Here is a 15,258-nt window from a genome sequence, read left to right as displayed (position 1 = left end):
CTATTCTTCTTTTGAAGCCGCAGCTTCGTTTGTTACACCTTGATGCTTCTTCTTATTGATTTTATGAACAATAAACGTTCCGATAAACGCTAGGATAATAATCGCAAAGAATGCAAGATGCGGGATTTCAATATGAGCAGCACTTAAGCCCATTTTGATGGCAATAATTCCAATGAGAATAAATGCCGTATTCTCAAGCTCTGGTATCCGGTCGATGAGCACAAGGAATAATTGTGCCACTGTACGCATCATGAGAATTCCAAGCATTCCACCTAAAAGAAGAATCCATACTTCCTCAGATACAGCAAATGCAGCAAGAATACTGTCTACCGAGAAGGCAAGGTCCATAATTTCTACAGAAATAACAGTTGCCCAGAAGACGCCAAATACACGAATCATCCAGCCTTCTTTTTTCAATTCCTTCGCTTCGTCATCTCCGTCACCTAACCAGAAGTGCTTAATGACCAGCCAAGCTAAGTATGCAGCGCCTAGAACCTTAATCCACCAAAACTTAATAAGCAGCATCCCTACGCCAATAAATAGAAAACGGAAGAAATAAGCGCCAATTAATCCGTAGGTTAATGCCTTTTTACGCTGCTTTTCAGGTAAATGTTTCACCATAACAGCTAATACAAGTGCATTATCCGCTGACAACAAACCTTCAAGCACGACAAGGGTCCCAATAAGTCCCCAAGAGACAGGGTTTGTTAATACCTCTGCCCACATATGCCAATCAAAAAACGAGGCATACGTATCCAACATATGTTTCAAAATGTCCAACTGGTTTTCCTCCTATAAGTGTAGAAGCATCAGCAGGCTTTCGCCTGCTGTTATTCTTGATCGCTGTTTCTTTCTCACTTTGGAAAATACCCTCATATGAGTCATTGGCAGCGCCTCTTGAATGAAGTTGTTTCTTCTCTTTACACTTCTAACCCATAATTTTGACAAAGAGCTGCAAGTCCGCCAGAGAATCCGCTTCCGATTGCGTTAAACTTCCAATCGCTGCCGTGTCTGTATAGTTCGCATACAACGACAGCTGTTTCAATTGAGAAGTCCTCGCCTAAATCAAAACGAATCAATTCTTCCCCGCCCTCTTCATTTACAACACGAACAAATGCATTAGAGACTTGTCCAAAATTCTGGCTGCGCGCCTCTGCATCATGAATCGTAACTGTAATTCCGATACGATCAATGTTAGCAGGAATTTTCGAGAAATCAACGAGAATTTGCTCGTCATCTCCATCTCCCTCACCCGTACGATTATCACCGGTATGAGTGACACTGCCGCTTGGATGCTGCAGATTATTATAAAACACAAAGTCTGTATCTTGTTGACAACGATTGTTTGCATCTACTAAGAAAGCCGAAGCGTCCAAATCAAATTCGGCTCCGCCTGAATATTTATTCGTATCCCAGCCAAGTCCGATCATCACTTTTGTCAGCCCTGGGTTGGTTTTCGTTAAATCGACACGTTGTCCTTTTGAAAGCTGAATCGCCATATTCGTATCTCTCCTATCTCCTGAAAATATGAAAACGGGCGTTACCCGATATCTAAGCCGAAGTCTGTTGCAATGCGAGCAAGTCCGCCTTGATAGCCTGATCCAACAGCTGAGAATTTCCACTCTCCGCCATGACGGTATAATTCACCTACAATAATCGCTGTTTCAATTGAAAAGTCTTCTGCCAAATCATAGCGAATGAGCTCTTCATTTGATGCCGCATTTAAAATACGGACGTAAGCGTTAGACACCTGTCCAAAGTTTTGGCTGCGTGCTTCTGCATCATGGATTGTAATGACGAAGGAGATTTTCTCAATACTTGCTGGTACAGTTGAAAGATCAACATTGACCTGCTCGTCATCTCCGTCTCCTTCACCTGTACGGTTATCGCCTGTATGTACGATACTTCCGCCACCGCCAGTTGTTTGATTGTAGAAGACAAAGTCAGATGGAGAGTTTGCTTTCCCTGCTGCATCTAAAAGGAATACGCTTGCGTCTAGATCAAAGTCATGTCCGCCATCATACTTGTTTACATCCCAGCCAAGACCTACGACTACTTTTGTTAAACCTGGATTCGTTTTTGTTAAATCGATTTTTTGACCTTTCGCTAAAGAAATTCCCACTAGGAACCTCTCCCTTCTAATTAAATGTAGTTTCTCGTAATATCGGCAAGCTTCGCATCGTTTGTACCATTTCCTACAGCTGCAAATTTCCACTCATTCTCGTGGCGATAAAGCTCTCCAACGATTAATGATGTTTTACCTGCATATTCATCTTTCAAATTATATTTCACTAACTCTTGATTGTTTGAACGGTCAACAATTCGGATGTAAGCATTTTGAATCATACCAAAGTGTTGGTTTCTTCTAAGTGCATCATAAATGTTCACAACGAACACCAATTTATTCACATTGCCTGGCACCTTGCTTAAGTTGACGAGGACTTGTTCATCATCTCCGTCTCCTTCACCTGTCAGGTTGTCACCTGTATGCTCAACACTGCCGCATTTGCTTTTCAAGTTACCAAAGTAAATCAAATCTTTATTTTCAACAAACTTATCATTTTTCAGCATCAGCACTGAAGCGTCACAATCAATATCAGCGCCGCCTCCGCCGCCAAACAGCTTTCCAAGAAAACCGCCGCCTTGTGACACAGGGTCCCAGCCAAGTCCAACTAGAATATTGGTTAGTCCTGCTTTTCCTTTTGTTAAATCAATACGTTGACCTTTTTCTAATGTAATCGCCAAATCAATCACTCCTCCAGCATAATAAAAATCTATTTATTAAGCGATGGACCCTATTAAAATCATCATACATGAAAATTCGACAAAATTCATGAAATGACATTGGAGCCTCTTACTCTTTTTTCTATTTACTAGTATATACGATCTATGTATAAAAGAGGTTTCAATATGATGATATTTTTTTAAAGAAAGATCCATGACAAAAATGATTCATGTCGTAAAAGAAGTGTTTCATGTGAAACATTGTCGAATGTTCCCGTTACACAGCCTCTCGCTTAAAAACAGGGCGCGCACCCACTTCATATGTTGATATAGAAAATTCATGTACATAGCTGTGATAAACCCTTTCATTTCCTTCCGTTCCTGACTTTCTTTATACTTATGAATAGAATTCAACGTATTGATGAAAGGGTGTTGATGATGCCATCACTTCATATATTAGATCAAGTCGCCATCCCTAAAGGCCAATCCGCACAAGAAACATTGGTTCATACGACAGAGCTGGCCAAGCTTGCGGAAACACTGGGGTATGAGCGATATTGGTTTGCTGAACACCACAGCACGAGAGGACTCGCGAGTACAGCGCCTGAAATATTAATGGCACATATTGCTTCACACACATCGACATTGCGCACAGGCTCTGGGGGGATTTTACTCCCGCAGTACAGCCCTTTTAAAGTAGCAGAAGTCACCCGCCAGCTTGAAGCCCTTTACCCTGGGCGGATTGAGATCGGGGTTGGTAAATCCCCAGGCGGAATTGAAAGGACGAGACTCGCTTTGACAGACGGCGTCAAGAAAGAACTGTCTCAATTTGACCGTCAGCTGGAGGACCTTCTTTTTTACTTATCTGACAGCCTGCCTTCTGGTCATCGGCATGCAGGAGTGAAAGCGGCTCCGCTCGTTGATTCTTATCCGCCAGTCTGGTTGCTTGGACTCGGGGAAAACAGTGCCATCCAGGCGGCATCACTTGGAATCAACTATATTTTCGGACATTTTATTCATCCTGCACGAGGCCGGCAAGCTTTTGAAGCGTATCGGTCACACTTTTCTCCATCCGTTTTCTCACGTCAGCCTCAGTCTATGTTTGCTGTCTTTGTGATCTGCGCAGACACAGACGAGGAAGCAAGCCGCATTGCCACCAGTACAGATTTATGGCTACTTCGGGTTGAAAAAGGGCTGGACAGCCGCGTTCCTTCTATAGAAGAAGCAGAGAACTATCATTACACTGAGCAAGAAAAGAAAAAAGTGTTACAAAACCGCCAGCGAATGATTGTTGGCTCAAAGCAAACAGTGAAAGAACAGCTACAAATCTTAATGGACCGCTATCAAACGGACGAGATCATGATATTAAACAATTCATTTGATCCAATGGAAAAACAGCGTTCCTTTGAACGAATCGCAGAACTATTTTGAAGCCAATCTCTCATTGGCTTCTTTTTTTACATTGTCATAAAAAATGGGAAATGTAACATCGAGATGTCAAAAAGCTTCCTTCTGTCATCTGATCGCAAATGTGTCTTCTAATCGTTAGCGAACTGTAAACGCATGGTAGGTGTACCTTTTATATAGTAGAGGTACATATGAAGTAACGGTTTACAATGCTGAGAAGGAAGGAGATGACTGGCCATGAATAAGCGACTCGACTGGGTGGATGCGGCTAAAGGAATCGGCATTCTGCTCGTCGTTATGGCACATGTACCCATTCCTGATTCATTCAAGCAATTTATATACTCTTTTCATATGCCACTCTTCTTTTTACTATCAGGTATGATGTTTCGATCATCCTCACAACCTGCTATGTCATTTATACAGAAAAAAGCAAAAAGCTTGCTCTTACCTTATCTCTATTTCTCCATTATTACGTACGTTTTCTGGTTCACGGTGACCCGATTTTTCGCCTTTAAGGGGCAAACAGATATTGATCCCTTCGTTCCTTTTACAGGGATTTTCATTTCAAATGCCGATGAAGCAAGACTGACGCATAACCCAGCCATCTGGTTTTTAACGACGCTCTTTTTAGTGGAAATGTTGTTTTTCTTGATGCATCGTCTGACAAAAGGAAAACCAGCTGTATTGATTTTACTGACCGTCCTTTGCGGCGGAGCCGGATATGCTTCCACGCTATTGTTAAACCAGAGTCTCCCTTGGAATGCCAACGTTGCGTTAACGGCTGTTGTGTTTTATTCAATCGGATTTTTAGCAAAACAATGGTTTGTGGAATTAAAAACAGATCCTACCCTTCTGTTATGTACAGGTCTGCTTGTACTGACTGCATATATGCAAAGCTTTAATTCACGAATTGATATGCGGGTCAATGACTATGGGGATCTATTCATTTTTTATGCTTGTGCACTGCTCGGTTCAGCTGCTGTTATTTATTTAAGCTTCAAATTGAAAACGTCCACGATATTGACGTATCTCGGACGTCATTCCATTGTGATTCTCGTCCTGCAATTTGCCGGTATCGATATCATGAAGGCATTTGTTTATTACGGACTAGGCATCAATATCTCTGATACAGCGCAGCTTTCTTGGACGCTCTTTTATACGATCGGTACATTGCTGCTCATGGTGCCATGTATCTCTTTCTTGAGCAAGTATCCTATGCTGCTCGGCAAACCAGCAAAGTCAGCACACCGCTACAAAGAAAAAACATCCGCCGGCTAATGGGGCGGATGTTTTTCTATTATTCATCATTTAATTGAGATGGATAAAGTGTCATTCCTCCATCAACAAATAATGTAGTACCTGTAATATAGGCAGCTTCTTTCGATACGAGAAATGCAGCGGCGGACCCAATCTCCTTTGGCTCGCCAAACGTTCTCATTGGAATTTTCTCAAGCTGCTTTTGTTTTTTCTGTTCATCTTGAAGGTCGTCATTTGATTCCGTTGCCATCGTACCTGGTGCAATCGCATTGACCCGAATACCCGCTTCGGCATAATCAAGAGCCAGCGTCTTCGTCATCATATTCATTCCTCCTTTAGAAGTAGAGTAATGAACATTGAACGGACGCGGGATCTCTTGATGGACACTGGATATATTCAAGATTGATCCTTTCACATCATGCTCCATCATATAGGCGATTGCTGCCTTTGCTCCTAAAAATGAGCCTGTGATATTCACATCAATGACCTTTTGCCATTGTTCCAACGTCATTTCATGCGGCATTGCTTCTTCACCATTAAATCCCGAATTATTGACGAACACATCTAGTGCGTTAAAATTCTCCAGCGCGGCATCCATTAACGCCTGAATCCCTTCCTCTTTGGAGACATCTGCGTGTACTTTCACCGCCCTACCTCCATGCTGCTGGATGGCTTGTACTGTTTCTTCAGCACCCTCTTCATCACCTTTATAATTCACAACCACGTTCATTTGTTCTTGTCCAAACCTCAAGGCGATGGCTTGTCCAATCCCTTTAGAAGAACCTGTCACAATGGCTGTTTTCCCTTTTAAATCTTGATACATCTTCATTTCCTCCAATCACGTGCTTCATCTTGTTGATACACAATGGTTACCCATTTTGAAAAAAAGAAAAACACAATCCTCTTGAATACAAAGGATTGTGCTGTTCATCAAGCTAAAAGGTGTTATAAACATTCTCGCAAGTTTCAGCTGTGGGCTGGTAAAAGCAATGTGACTTATACCTTGCCACAAACGGCTGATTGTACCAAGTGGATGGACAATTTCCAGGCGGTTTGAAATACCAAAGACTGAATTTCGCAGGCCAAAATCGTTCACCATTAATGTTCCTCCGTGCAAGTGTCTTTTCACTTTCTCGTGCTCGCTGATAAAAATAGCCATGCGTGACTGCCTCAAACGCATGCTCCTGATAAATCATTTGTGGAATCGTACGCAGCCCTTTAAAGTCAGAACAGTTGGCACGCAAACGATTGATGCCTACATTTCCTACAAGCAGCATCCCTTGTTTCCCTTCACCTTCCGCTTCGGCTCTCAGCAGTCTGGCCATTAAATCAATATCAGAGCTTGTCGCTCTTACCACTGCCATACATCCACCTCCCATTCATTTCTCTTTTATTTTATGTAGGGTTTCTGTGTAGATGACTGCCATTTTGAAGGGAAAAGACACATTCCGTGTCGAGAGCCTGTCTAAATACCTCAACATTTCGCTGGACAAGTGTCTCTATGTCAACAACACACAAACCTAGTGATCATACACATCACAGGAAAAAATATTCATTACTAACGACTCATTTACAAGTCATAAAAATCCTTCTATTTGCTACATCTTCTTCAAAAACAGTCATTTGAACCTATTCAATAATCCGACTCAAAACCTTAAAATATAAAATGTTGAGTTTTTACAGGAGATTTCAAACAATAAAATACACATTTCTCCTCTCAACATAGTGTCATTTTTACTACTTGAAGTGGATGAACCTTTCGAACGCACTGAGGTATTGACAGTACTTTCGCTTCATTCTACAGTAAAAAACATACAGTATTTTTCTTTTTGTGCAAAAAGAACGATATGAACTAAAGCTTTCCAATGAAATTCACCATAAAACCCGAGGAGGAAAACATCTCATGTTTAAAAAGAAATTATCCCTGTTTCTTCTGATTTTGTGTGTAACTGTTGTCGCTGCTGCTTGTAGTGGTGGAAAAGACAAAACTGCTGCGAAAGAAAGCGATACAAAAAAATCCCTTGATGCAGCTGAAGTAAAAGTAGAAAGTGCTGAGTACACTTTACCACCTCAATACGATACATCTGTTCAGGATGATCAATATGTCCTAAAAGTGAATGTATCTGTAAAAAACATCAGCAAAGAACCATTGAATGTGGATAAAAGCAACTTTACGCTTTACCAAGATGACGCTCAGGTGTCTACCATCTCTCCTGATGACTACAACGAAGTATTATCTTCCAGCTCTCTAAATGCAGGTAAAGTATCAAAAGGTGGTCTTTTCTTTGTGGTTGATAAAGAAAAAGACTATCAATTGGTTTACACAGAGCCTGGTACTGGATCGAAAAAAGATGACAAAACACTAGAATTCGATATTAAAGGAAAAGACTTGATGAAAAAGGCAGATACACTTCAAGCGTCTGCAAAAGCCCTTTCTTCTTATATTGATGTCATGATTTTTGGCAAGAAAAATGACGATTTCGAAAAACTAACAGGTGATAACAAATCAACTGTCGTAAACGAATTTGATAAATCATTCAAACAAGGCTACATTTCTTCTTCTGGTATTTCATCTAGCTCAGCAAAAGACGAAAACCTTGATAAGCTTCTAAAAGCTGTAAAAGAAACATTAGCTGAAAAATCAAAAGTATCAACGAAAACAAAATCAATCAGCGGTGATAAAGCTGTCGTGACTGTGACACTTACACCAATTGATGCAAGCCCGCTTGTCGATCGTTTAAAAGAAAAAGCAACTGAATTCTACAGCAAAAACCGTACAGCATCTTATGATGATGCACAGAAATATCTACTTTCTATCTATCCAGATGAATTTAAAAAATTAGGACCATCATCTTCTGAAGAAACAGTAGAAGTGAACATGAAGAAAAACGATATCGACCAATGGAAACTTGATTTGAACGACTACAAAACAAGCTCGTTGGTTGAAAAGTTCATCAAGAACTAAAGAAAAACCCCCGGTTTCCGGGGGTTTTCTTTAGTCTTTTTTTGATTGATGTCTATATTTGATTCCGACATACAAACAAGTAAGGAAGAAAATGGTGACCCACACCCACAAGACATTCACCATCAATAATGTGGTGGCTACTACAATCAAAATTGTGAGATCTAGTTTTTTTTCTAGTTTTTTATGGGTGATAACGAAAATGATTAGTAGAAAAGCGATGAAACAGATGATTCCATAACTGAAAGCTGCGGGCAATTTTCGCACCTCCTTATTGTAAGGCGTATACTGACAAAAGGATACAACATACTATGAAGATAAATTCCCCTTTTCAGCATCATATCCTTTTATGATGTCAATCGGATCAACTGCATCATCTTCTTGTATGTATTCCTCTACATAAGGAGTGATTAATTTCTCGAACCTTTGCTCATCGCCTTCATAGTCAGATTGATAAATGTGCAACAGAACCTAAAGCTCTATCAATTGCATTTCTCAATTCTATCAGCCCTTTTTTATCACTCACTTAAACATACAAAACAAAAAACTTGTAGAAAAAATCTACAAGTTCTTCATTTCTATCAATGAAATGTTCTTTCTATTTCGCAAGCATCCATTTCTCTTTCATAAACAAACTTCTCACGATGACAAACAATATCATCACTGTCAGCGCCGAGGAGCCGAGCGTCAGGGCAATCGACATCGGGTCAACGATGCCAAACATCAATTGCTTGCATAGTGCGTGAATATTAAGGAATGGGATCGCAAAGTAATACGTATCTAGCTGCGTAGCGCCTGCTCTCATGGTGAAAAACATCGGAATCACACCTAGTGTAATGATCATGGACATGTACGATTGTGCTTCTTTCACTGAGCTTGAAACGACACTGAGCAGCAGTTCAATCATGGATACCATGAATGAGAAGATAATTAATGCCGCAAACATAACGCCGATGATGCTCCACACTTGATCTCCGAAGTTCAGCGCTTGTTTCAGTTTTTCTGTAAAGAGCAATGTAGAGAGCAGCAGCATGCCAATCGCCACAATGCCACTTAATATACCAAACATAGAAACAGCTAGCCATTTTCCAATTAAAAGCTGAAGTCTGCTGGCCGGTGTCAGGAATAAAGCTTCAATTGACTTTCTATCCTTTTCACCTGCTACGATATCAAGCGCAGCTGGCAAAGCACCTGAGATCACAGACGTCACTAAAATCATTGGAAGGAGAATCGACAGCAGCATGGTGGTCACCCCGTTTTCTCCATCCCCGTCCTCTCCTTCTTGCACATCAACCGATTGTACCTCAAACGGATGAATCACTGACGATTTGATCTGATCCTGTGCCAAACGCTTTTCTACGACTTGATTTTGATATTGCTCCAGCAACGATTGCAGCATTTGAACCGCAATCACTGAATCATCATCTGTTGGATACCCATGGACTTTAATGGCAAACGATGTTTGATGCTGAAGCATATCGCCTGCATCTTTTGGCATTTCTAGATAAGCATTTGCCTCACCGTCTTTAACGGCTTGCTGCGGGTCATCAAATGTTTCAAGTTTCAGGTTTTTCACTTCTTTGATCATGTCATTCATATCGGACGGAAGCTTTTCATTGATTGCGACTGTATACGTTTTATCGCCTGGATCAGCGATCATGCTTTCGTAGAAAAACACGAGTCCGAGCATCGTCAAAAGAGGGATCAACACTGTTAAGAGCAACGTTTTCCTGTCTCTGAGCGAATCTGTCATTTCTTTTAAAAAGACGGTTTTCCACATTATGCATTCCCCCTTGCGAGCTTCGACATAAAGATGTAATTCAAGTCTTCACTTTGTTCTTGTGCATATAATTCTGGAAGCGTTCCTTTGTACACGAGCTCCCCTTGATGAATCATCATGACACTGTCACAAAGCAGGCTGACTTCTTCCATGATGTGGCTTGAAAATAGAATCGTTTTATTTTGCTGTTTCAACTGATGAATAAACTCTCTGAAAATATTACTCGATGTGATATCTAAACCTGTTGTCGGTTCGTCAAACAAAATAATGTCAGGGTCATGAATCAATGTTCTGGCAATCGCCACCTTTTGCTTCATCCCTCTTGAAAATCCTTTTACCTTGCGATCCATGTACTGCCTCATCCCGAATCGCTTTGCTAAATCCTCAATTCTTGCTTTGATCTCATGCTGATCCAAGCCATATAATTTCCCAAAGTATTCAAGGTTTTCACGAGCCGTCAAACGGTCATAAAGTCCCGTCTCGCCGCCAAATAAGACCCCAATTCGCTTCTTCACTTCAGTTGCTTCTTTGACTGTATCAAAGCCTGCAACATTGACTGTTCCATGAGTAGGCTCCAATAATGTCGCAACGGCGCGTAATAATGTGGTTTTCCCCGCTCCATTTTCTCCTAAGATGCCGACGACTTCTCCTTCCTTTACGGAGAATGTCATATGTTTCATCGCCTTTACGACTTTTTTCTTATCTGTAAACCAGCAACTACAATCGCTGAGAGTAATCATTTGGTTCGCCCCTTTCGACTATCTACGTCTATGATAGAAAAAATACCGCCTGTCTGACATAAAAATGTCGCGAAACGTCCTTTTTCTGTCTTGAAATGATCCATTTTAAAAAACAAATGGTAAAATAGACAAATAATAAGAAGAGTCATAGGTGATTTTTATGATAAAAGTAGGTCTTGTCGATGATTACCGAGTGGATTTAGAAAAGCTGCATGCCATTGTCGGCAGAATGGATGCCGTTGACATCGTTTTTGTGACGCAGTCAGCGGAGGATGCATATGAGAAGGTCAAACAGGGCGACATTGATCTATTGTTTGCAGACATTGAGATGCCTGGCATGTCAGGCTATGAATTAGCAGACCTTATTCACTCTCACGCACTGAATGTGGATGTTGTATTTGTGACGGGAAACAGTGGGTATGCTGTCCATGCCTTTGATTTGAATGTCCATGATTATATTATGAAGCCTTATCAAGCTGATCGAATCGCCAAATCCTTAGAGCGCTACATGTCCACCAAGCAGGAGAAAAGCATTCACGGACGGCTTCTCATCAAGCAGCAATCAAATATCCATGTACTGCAAAAAAAGGATGTCATCTTTGTTGAACGTACTGGCAGGTCGACGACCATTGTCACAACAACAGGAGATATTCAAACATACCAAACTCTCAACGAGTTAAAAGGTGATTTAGCTGAGAAAGACTTTATCCGCTCCCACCGCTCGTTTATCATCAATATTCATTACATTAAGAACTTTTCGGCGTATGCCAAAAATTCATTTATCGTGTCTTTTGAAGGGACTGATAAAAAAGCCATGATGACGAAGCAGCAATTAGAATACTTTAAGAAATACTACTTTTAAGGAGAACGAACGTGAACGCTTTCTATCTTGGATTTCGCATATATACGCTCATCTGGCTCGGTCTTGCAGTTCAAGCTGCTGCTAAAGCTGTTCTGCCTTTGTCATCAAGCATGGTGTGGCTTCTTACCTTTTGCATCTTGTGCCTTTACACCTTTTTCATTTACAAAAGGTTTTGGCTAGGTATGAGTGGTTACGTGATATTAGGCGCTTTTGTGCTCATCACCTGTTCAGGCATTTCACTTTTTCTCACGCACGGAAATGGACTAAGCCATCTTTTAACTGTCATCATCATTTTGACAGCCGATCTCCTTTCCTTCAAGGTGATGCAAACGGAGCAACGATTAAATGGACGGCTTCAAGAGCTGATTCATGCTGAGTCGAGGACCAATGACTTGCTGCTTGAGCTGCGAAGTAAACACCATGAAACAGCTAGACATTTAAATGCCTTTTCCGCATCGAATGACGAGCATGAGATCAAAGATTTGATTCAGCAATACGTGAAACATTTTCCTTGGATCAAAGGGGAAAATGCTTATTTGGCCTCCACCCTTCATTCCTTTTTCCAACGGGCTGAAAAAGAGGACATTGCCCTTTCACTAGATCTTCAAGCACCCTTTTCTTCTCTTCCTTTTTCTAAAGCGGATCAGGTGAGTTTTACCGGCAACCTGCTTGATAACGCATTAGACGCCGCTATTGAAGCGAAGCAAGCTGGGAACGAGGGAAGCATCTCGATCACGACTTCCATACGGAGCGGGCTCTTTTTGATTCATTGTGAAAACAGTACTAAGGGCATGGAAAAACACGTATTAGATCATCTGTTCAAGACGTTTGGCCGCTCGACAAAAGGCGGTGATCATCAAGGTATGGGTACTTATATCATTCATCAGCTTGTTGAAAAGGCAGACGGCACGCTTGATTTTACGTATCGTTCTCCAAACCTGAGGCTCGTGATCAAGATTCCTCTCACAATGGCATAAAAAATAAGGTGCTACTTGGCACCTTATTTTTTATATTATGAAAAGATCTGATCGATTTCGCTAATTTCTTCTTTTGTTAATTGAACATCGTTTGTTTTCAAGTTTTGTAAGACTTGCTTGGCTCGTTTTGCACCAGGAATAATGGCATCAATGCCATCCTGCGCCAATAGCCACGCCAGCGCTACATGGGCTGTTTCGGCATGTTTTGATTGCGCAATGGCCTTCAGTTTGTCTACTTTTTCGAGGTTTTGAAGGAAAGCATCACCTTGGAAAAGCGGGTCCTTTGCTCGAATATCATCAAATGTCGCATCCTTTGTAAACTTCCCAGTCAACAGGCCTGACGCCAATGGAAAATAAGGGATAAAGGAAATCCCATGCTCCACGCAGTATGGGAGAAGGTCTTGCTCGGCCTGACGTTTCAGCAGAGAATACTCTGATTGAAGCACGTCTAGGTATCCATCTCGATTAAAGGTTTGAAGCTGTTCAAAATCAAGGTTTGATGCCCCAATTGCCCGGATTTTCCCCTCATCCTTCAATTCCTTTAAAGTACCTGCCACTTCATCCAGCGGCGTGCGGCCGTCTGGGAAATGCATATAGTACAAATCAATATAATCGGTTTGGAGCCTCTTCAGGCTGTCTTCGACCTGCTGTCTTAAGAAATCACGGCTATTGTCCAGTTCGATTTGTCCGTTTACTTCTTTATGAGCCCCTTTTGTCGCAAGAACCAGTTCGTCTCTGCCGCCTCTTTTGGCAATGATCTCACCAATCAATTCTTCTGAACGGCCCAGCCCATAAATAAAAGCAGAATCTAAGAAATTGACACCATGATCAAGAGCAGTTTCTACTAGCTCCCGCCCTGCATCTTCACTCAGATTCGGGAATAAATTATGGCCACCTACTGCATTTGTTCCAAGCCCTATCGGATTCACCTGTAAATCAGTTCGTCCAAGCGTTACTTTTTTCAAAAGCTCATCTCCCTTATCTGCTTAATCATCCTTATTTTCCCATGAATCATTTTCAACATTCAAGTATTCTGCTCTCTGAAAATCAATCTGGAGGTGGACGCTTTGAAAGAAAAAGATTCGTATGATGAAGATATACTTAAACGAAAAGCTTTGTGATGTGAATCCTAACACATCTTTTAAAATGAAAACTACCTCCATTTCAAGATTTTTACACACAAAACATTTAAAACTTATGATAAATAGATAAATTAATTCTTATTGACTAGTATATTCTACTTATTAAATTCCGTTTTTTATAGGTATTTGTGTAAAAATCTATCAAAGATAGGGACTACAACCTATTCCTCATCACGAATGAAATTCGATAGAATGAATAGTGCAAATCGTCATTAGGAGATTTTCCCCTTTAACACCCGAATATACCATTCTATCTGTTTCTTTTTTCTCAGTCAGATAGCGGGAAGAAAATGACGAAAGAAAAGCAAAGGAGCATCAACTGTGAATCTTAAAAAAATAAGTGCACTCCTCATGATTTCATTCGTGATGATCATCTCTGCAGCCTGCCAGAGCTCAGCAAAATCAACAAAGGCTGACCAAAAATCAACAAAAACTGCAGAGGTAAAAGTGAATAGCTACGAATATACGTTACCAGAAGACTCAACAACTACCTTGCGAGACAATGAATTGGTGTTAAAAGTCAACCTGACGATCACCAACAAAGGTGACAAAGCCCTTTCACTATATAACTCTGATTTCACCCTTTATCAGGACGATGCCAAAGTCTCTGATTTAAAATTCTACGGCAGTAAAGACCGCCTTGATCTTGGGTCATTGAACAAAGGGAAATCACTATCAGGAGCGCTTTATTTCCTAGTAGATAAAGGCAAAAAATATCAGTTCGTGTACCAAGATAGCATCAAGAAAAACAGCGATTCGATCGAAATTGAACTAGATGGCGAAAAGATACTGGATTCAGCGAAAAAGCTAGATAACCCAGCAAAAGCACTATCTGCTTATACAGATATCATTGTTTTTGACAAAAAGAATGATCAATTCTCAGAATTAACAGGTGACAATCAATCAGATGTCGTTAATAAATATCACGAAATGTTTGTGAAAGACTTTAAGAGAAGTGCAGGCATATATGGAAATGAAGTCAGTGACCGCGATATTTTATCCATGTACAAACGCATGCAAAATACAATGAAGGATAAAACGAAAGTGGAAACAAGTGTGAAAACCATCTCAGATGACGAAGCGAAGGTTGTCGCTCAAGTAACCGGTATTGATGCTTCTAACTTAAAAGACAAACTAGACAAACAAAGAGATGAGTTTTACAACGGCAAAATCCGTTCGAAAGAAGAATTGTATAAGAAAAGCTTGAATATGTACGCATCTGAGTTTGAAAAGCTTCCTCCAGTCTCAAGCCCTGCTGAGTATGAAGTGAAAATGAAACGTAACGGAGATGGTCAGTGGAAAATTGACCTCAATGATTATAATACAGAGCAATACATGAGTGGTTTTATTAAAACAAGATGATGAAAAAAAGACGCTGGCTCCTTGAAAGGTACCGCGTCTTTTTTC

The 15,258-nt window shown here is 40.8% G+C and carries 17 protein-coding genes; 6 read left to right on the top strand and 11 right to left on the bottom strand.

Annotation, left to right across the window (positions count from 1 at the left end; all coding sequences use genetic code 11):
- From AC0VYC_RS01675 to AC0VYC_RS01660, 4 genes are all read right to left on the bottom strand, one after another.
- Positions 1–780 carry a TerC family protein gene (locus AC0VYC_RS01675; RefSeq protein WP_007498342.1) on the bottom strand — a complete coding sequence of 260 codons (780 nt, stop codon included), beginning with the start codon at positions 778–780 and terminating at the stop codon, positions 1–3.
- Between the two features lie 140 nt (positions 781–920).
- Complete coding sequence (locus tag AC0VYC_RS01670; RefSeq protein ID WP_007498343.1) at positions 921–1,499, bottom strand: TerD family protein; 579 nt, start codon at positions 1,497–1,499, stop codon at positions 921–923.
- Positions 1,500–1,540: 41 nt separating this feature from the next.
- A complete protein-coding gene (locus tag AC0VYC_RS01665; RefSeq protein ID WP_008342133.1) occupies positions 1,541–2,122 on the bottom strand; it encodes a TerD family protein in 582 nt (193 codons plus the stop codon).
- A 20-nt stretch (positions 2,123–2,142) separates the two neighbouring features.
- On the bottom strand, positions 2,143–2,745 hold the full coding sequence (locus AC0VYC_RS01660; protein WP_017358594.1) for a TerD family protein: 603 nt from the start codon (positions 2,743–2,745) through the stop codon (positions 2,143–2,145).
- 417 nt (positions 2,746–3,162) lie between these two features.
- Between AC0VYC_RS01660 and AC0VYC_RS01655 the strand changes: the two genes are divergently transcribed.
- Both AC0VYC_RS01655 and AC0VYC_RS01650 read left to right on the top strand, forming a co-directional pair.
- Positions 3,163–4,155, top strand: coding sequence for an LLM class flavin-dependent oxidoreductase (locus tag AC0VYC_RS01655; protein ID WP_039166397.1), 993 nt, complete (start codon positions 3,163–3,165; stop codon positions 4,153–4,155).
- 213 nt (positions 4,156–4,368) lie between these two features.
- A complete protein-coding gene (locus AC0VYC_RS01650) occupies positions 4,369–5,409 on the top strand; it encodes an acyltransferase family protein (protein WP_017358596.1) in 1,041 nt (346 codons plus the stop codon).
- A 19-nt stretch (positions 5,410–5,428) separates the two neighbouring features.
- On the opposite strand, the gene AC0VYC_RS01645 is transcribed toward AC0VYC_RS01650, so the two are convergent.
- Both AC0VYC_RS01645 and AC0VYC_RS01640 read right to left on the bottom strand, forming a co-directional pair.
- The gene (locus AC0VYC_RS01645; protein ID WP_072367531.1) at positions 5,429–6,211 is read right to left on the bottom strand and encodes a glucose 1-dehydrogenase; all 783 of its coding nucleotides are present in this window, start codon (positions 6,209–6,211) and stop codon (positions 5,429–5,431) included.
- Between the two features lie 112 nt (positions 6,212–6,323).
- On the bottom strand, positions 6,324–6,752 hold the full coding sequence (locus AC0VYC_RS01640; protein WP_008342138.1) for a cell wall hydrolase: 429 nt from the start codon (positions 6,750–6,752) through the stop codon (positions 6,324–6,326).
- A gap of 539 nt (positions 6,753–7,291) precedes the next feature.
- On the opposite strand from AC0VYC_RS01640, the gene AC0VYC_RS01635 reads away from it, so the two are divergent.
- Complete coding sequence (locus AC0VYC_RS01635; protein ID WP_024719008.1) at positions 7,292–8,353, top strand: DUF4352 domain-containing protein; 1,062 nt, start codon at positions 7,292–7,294, stop codon at positions 8,351–8,353.
- A gap of 30 nt (positions 8,354–8,383) precedes the next feature.
- Here the strand turns inward: AC0VYC_RS01635 and AC0VYC_RS01630 are convergent, their stop codons facing one another.
- The 4 genes from AC0VYC_RS01630 to AC0VYC_RS01615 all read right to left on the bottom strand — a co-directional run bounded on the left by AC0VYC_RS01630 (position 8,384) and on the right by AC0VYC_RS01615 (position 10,870).
- Positions 8,384–8,617 (bottom strand): hypothetical protein, encoded by a 234-nt coding sequence (locus tag AC0VYC_RS01630; RefSeq protein WP_427243967.1) that lies wholly within the window; start codon positions 8,615–8,617, stop codon positions 8,384–8,386.
- 42 nt (positions 8,618–8,659) lie between these two features.
- Complete coding sequence (locus AC0VYC_RS01625) at positions 8,660–8,815, bottom strand: hypothetical protein (protein WP_230677034.1); 156 nt, start codon at positions 8,813–8,815, stop codon at positions 8,660–8,662.
- 133 nt (positions 8,816–8,948) lie between these two features.
- Positions 8,949–10,130 carry an ABC transporter permease gene (locus AC0VYC_RS01620; protein WP_017358600.1) on the bottom strand — a complete coding sequence of 394 codons (1,182 nt, stop codon included), beginning with the start codon at positions 10,128–10,130 and terminating at the stop codon, positions 8,949–8,951.
- On the bottom strand, positions 10,130–10,870 hold the full coding sequence (locus AC0VYC_RS01615; RefSeq protein WP_007498365.1) for an ATP-binding cassette domain-containing protein: 741 nt from the start codon (positions 10,868–10,870) through the stop codon (positions 10,130–10,132). The genes AC0VYC_RS01620 and AC0VYC_RS01615 overlap by 1 nt, the downstream gene beginning before the upstream one ends.
- A gap of 160 nt (positions 10,871–11,030) precedes the next feature.
- Between AC0VYC_RS01615 and AC0VYC_RS01610 the strand changes: the two genes are divergently transcribed.
- Together AC0VYC_RS01610 and AC0VYC_RS01605 are read left to right on the top strand one after the other, a co-directional pair.
- Positions 11,031–11,732 (top strand): LytR/AlgR family response regulator transcription factor, encoded by a 702-nt coding sequence (locus tag AC0VYC_RS01610; RefSeq protein WP_024719011.1) that lies wholly within the window; start codon positions 11,031–11,033, stop codon positions 11,730–11,732.
- A gap of 11 nt (positions 11,733–11,743) precedes the next feature.
- Positions 11,744–12,709: a sensor histidine kinase gene (locus AC0VYC_RS01605; RefSeq protein ID WP_475389253.1), complete on the top strand. Its 966-nt coding sequence runs from the start codon at positions 11,744–11,746 to the stop codon at positions 12,707–12,709.
- Between the two features lie 35 nt (positions 12,710–12,744).
- Here AC0VYC_RS01605 and AC0VYC_RS01600 read toward each other — a convergent pair whose 3' ends face one another.
- Positions 12,745–13,674 carry an aldo/keto reductase gene (locus AC0VYC_RS01600; protein WP_407708178.1) on the bottom strand — a complete coding sequence of 310 codons (930 nt, stop codon included), beginning with the start codon at positions 13,672–13,674 and terminating at the stop codon, positions 12,745–12,747.
- A 498-nt stretch (positions 13,675–14,172) separates the two neighbouring features.
- Here AC0VYC_RS01600 and AC0VYC_RS01595 point away from each other — a divergent pair, with 498 nt between their 5' ends.
- Positions 14,173–15,213 carry a DUF4352 domain-containing protein gene (locus tag AC0VYC_RS01595; RefSeq protein WP_159145364.1) on the top strand — a complete coding sequence of 347 codons (1,041 nt, stop codon included), beginning with the start codon at positions 14,173–14,175 and terminating at the stop codon, positions 15,211–15,213.
- The last annotated feature ends 45 nt before the right edge of the window (positions 15,214–15,258 follow it).

The sequence above is a fragment of the Bacillus sp. iso_77 genome (assembly GCF_056173625.1).
Note: the sequence above shows the minus strand (reverse complement) of the source record. Positions and strands in the feature narration are given on the sequence as shown.

What these genes read in the sequence shown, in the direction of transcription:
- AC0VYC_RS01670 (WP_007498343.1), bottom strand. Translation starts at nt 1,499, where the DNA reads ATGGCGATTCAGCTTTCAAAAGGACAACGTGTCGATTTAACGAAAACC.
- AC0VYC_RS01655 (WP_039166397.1), top strand. Translation starts at nt 3,163, where the DNA reads ATGCCATCACTTCATATATTAGATCAAGTCGCCATCCCTAAAGGCCAA.
- AC0VYC_RS01650 (WP_017358596.1), top strand. Translation starts at nt 4,369, where the DNA reads ATGAATAAGCGACTCGACTGGGTGGATGCGGCTAAAGGAATCGGCATT.
- AC0VYC_RS01645 (WP_072367531.1), bottom strand. Translation starts at nt 6,211, where the DNA reads ATGTATCAAGATTTAAAAGGGAAAACAGCCATTGTGACAGGTTCTTCT.
- AC0VYC_RS01640 (WP_008342138.1), bottom strand. Translation starts at nt 6,752, where the DNA reads ATGGCAGTGGTAAGAGCGACAAGCTCTGATATTGATTTAATGGCCAGA.
- AC0VYC_RS01635 (WP_024719008.1), top strand. Translation starts at nt 7,292, where the DNA reads ATGTTTAAAAAGAAATTATCCCTGTTTCTTCTGATTTTGTGTGTAACT.
- AC0VYC_RS01620 (WP_017358600.1), bottom strand. Translation starts at nt 10,130, where the DNA reads ATGTGGAAAACCGTCTTTTTAAAAGAAATGACAGATTCGCTCAGAGAC.
- AC0VYC_RS01615 (WP_007498365.1), bottom strand. Translation starts at nt 10,870, where the DNA reads ATGATTACTCTCAGCGATTGTAGTTGCTGGTTTACAGATAAGAAAAAA.
- AC0VYC_RS01610 (WP_024719011.1), top strand. Translation starts at nt 11,031, where the DNA reads ATGATAAAAGTAGGTCTTGTCGATGATTACCGAGTGGATTTAGAAAAG.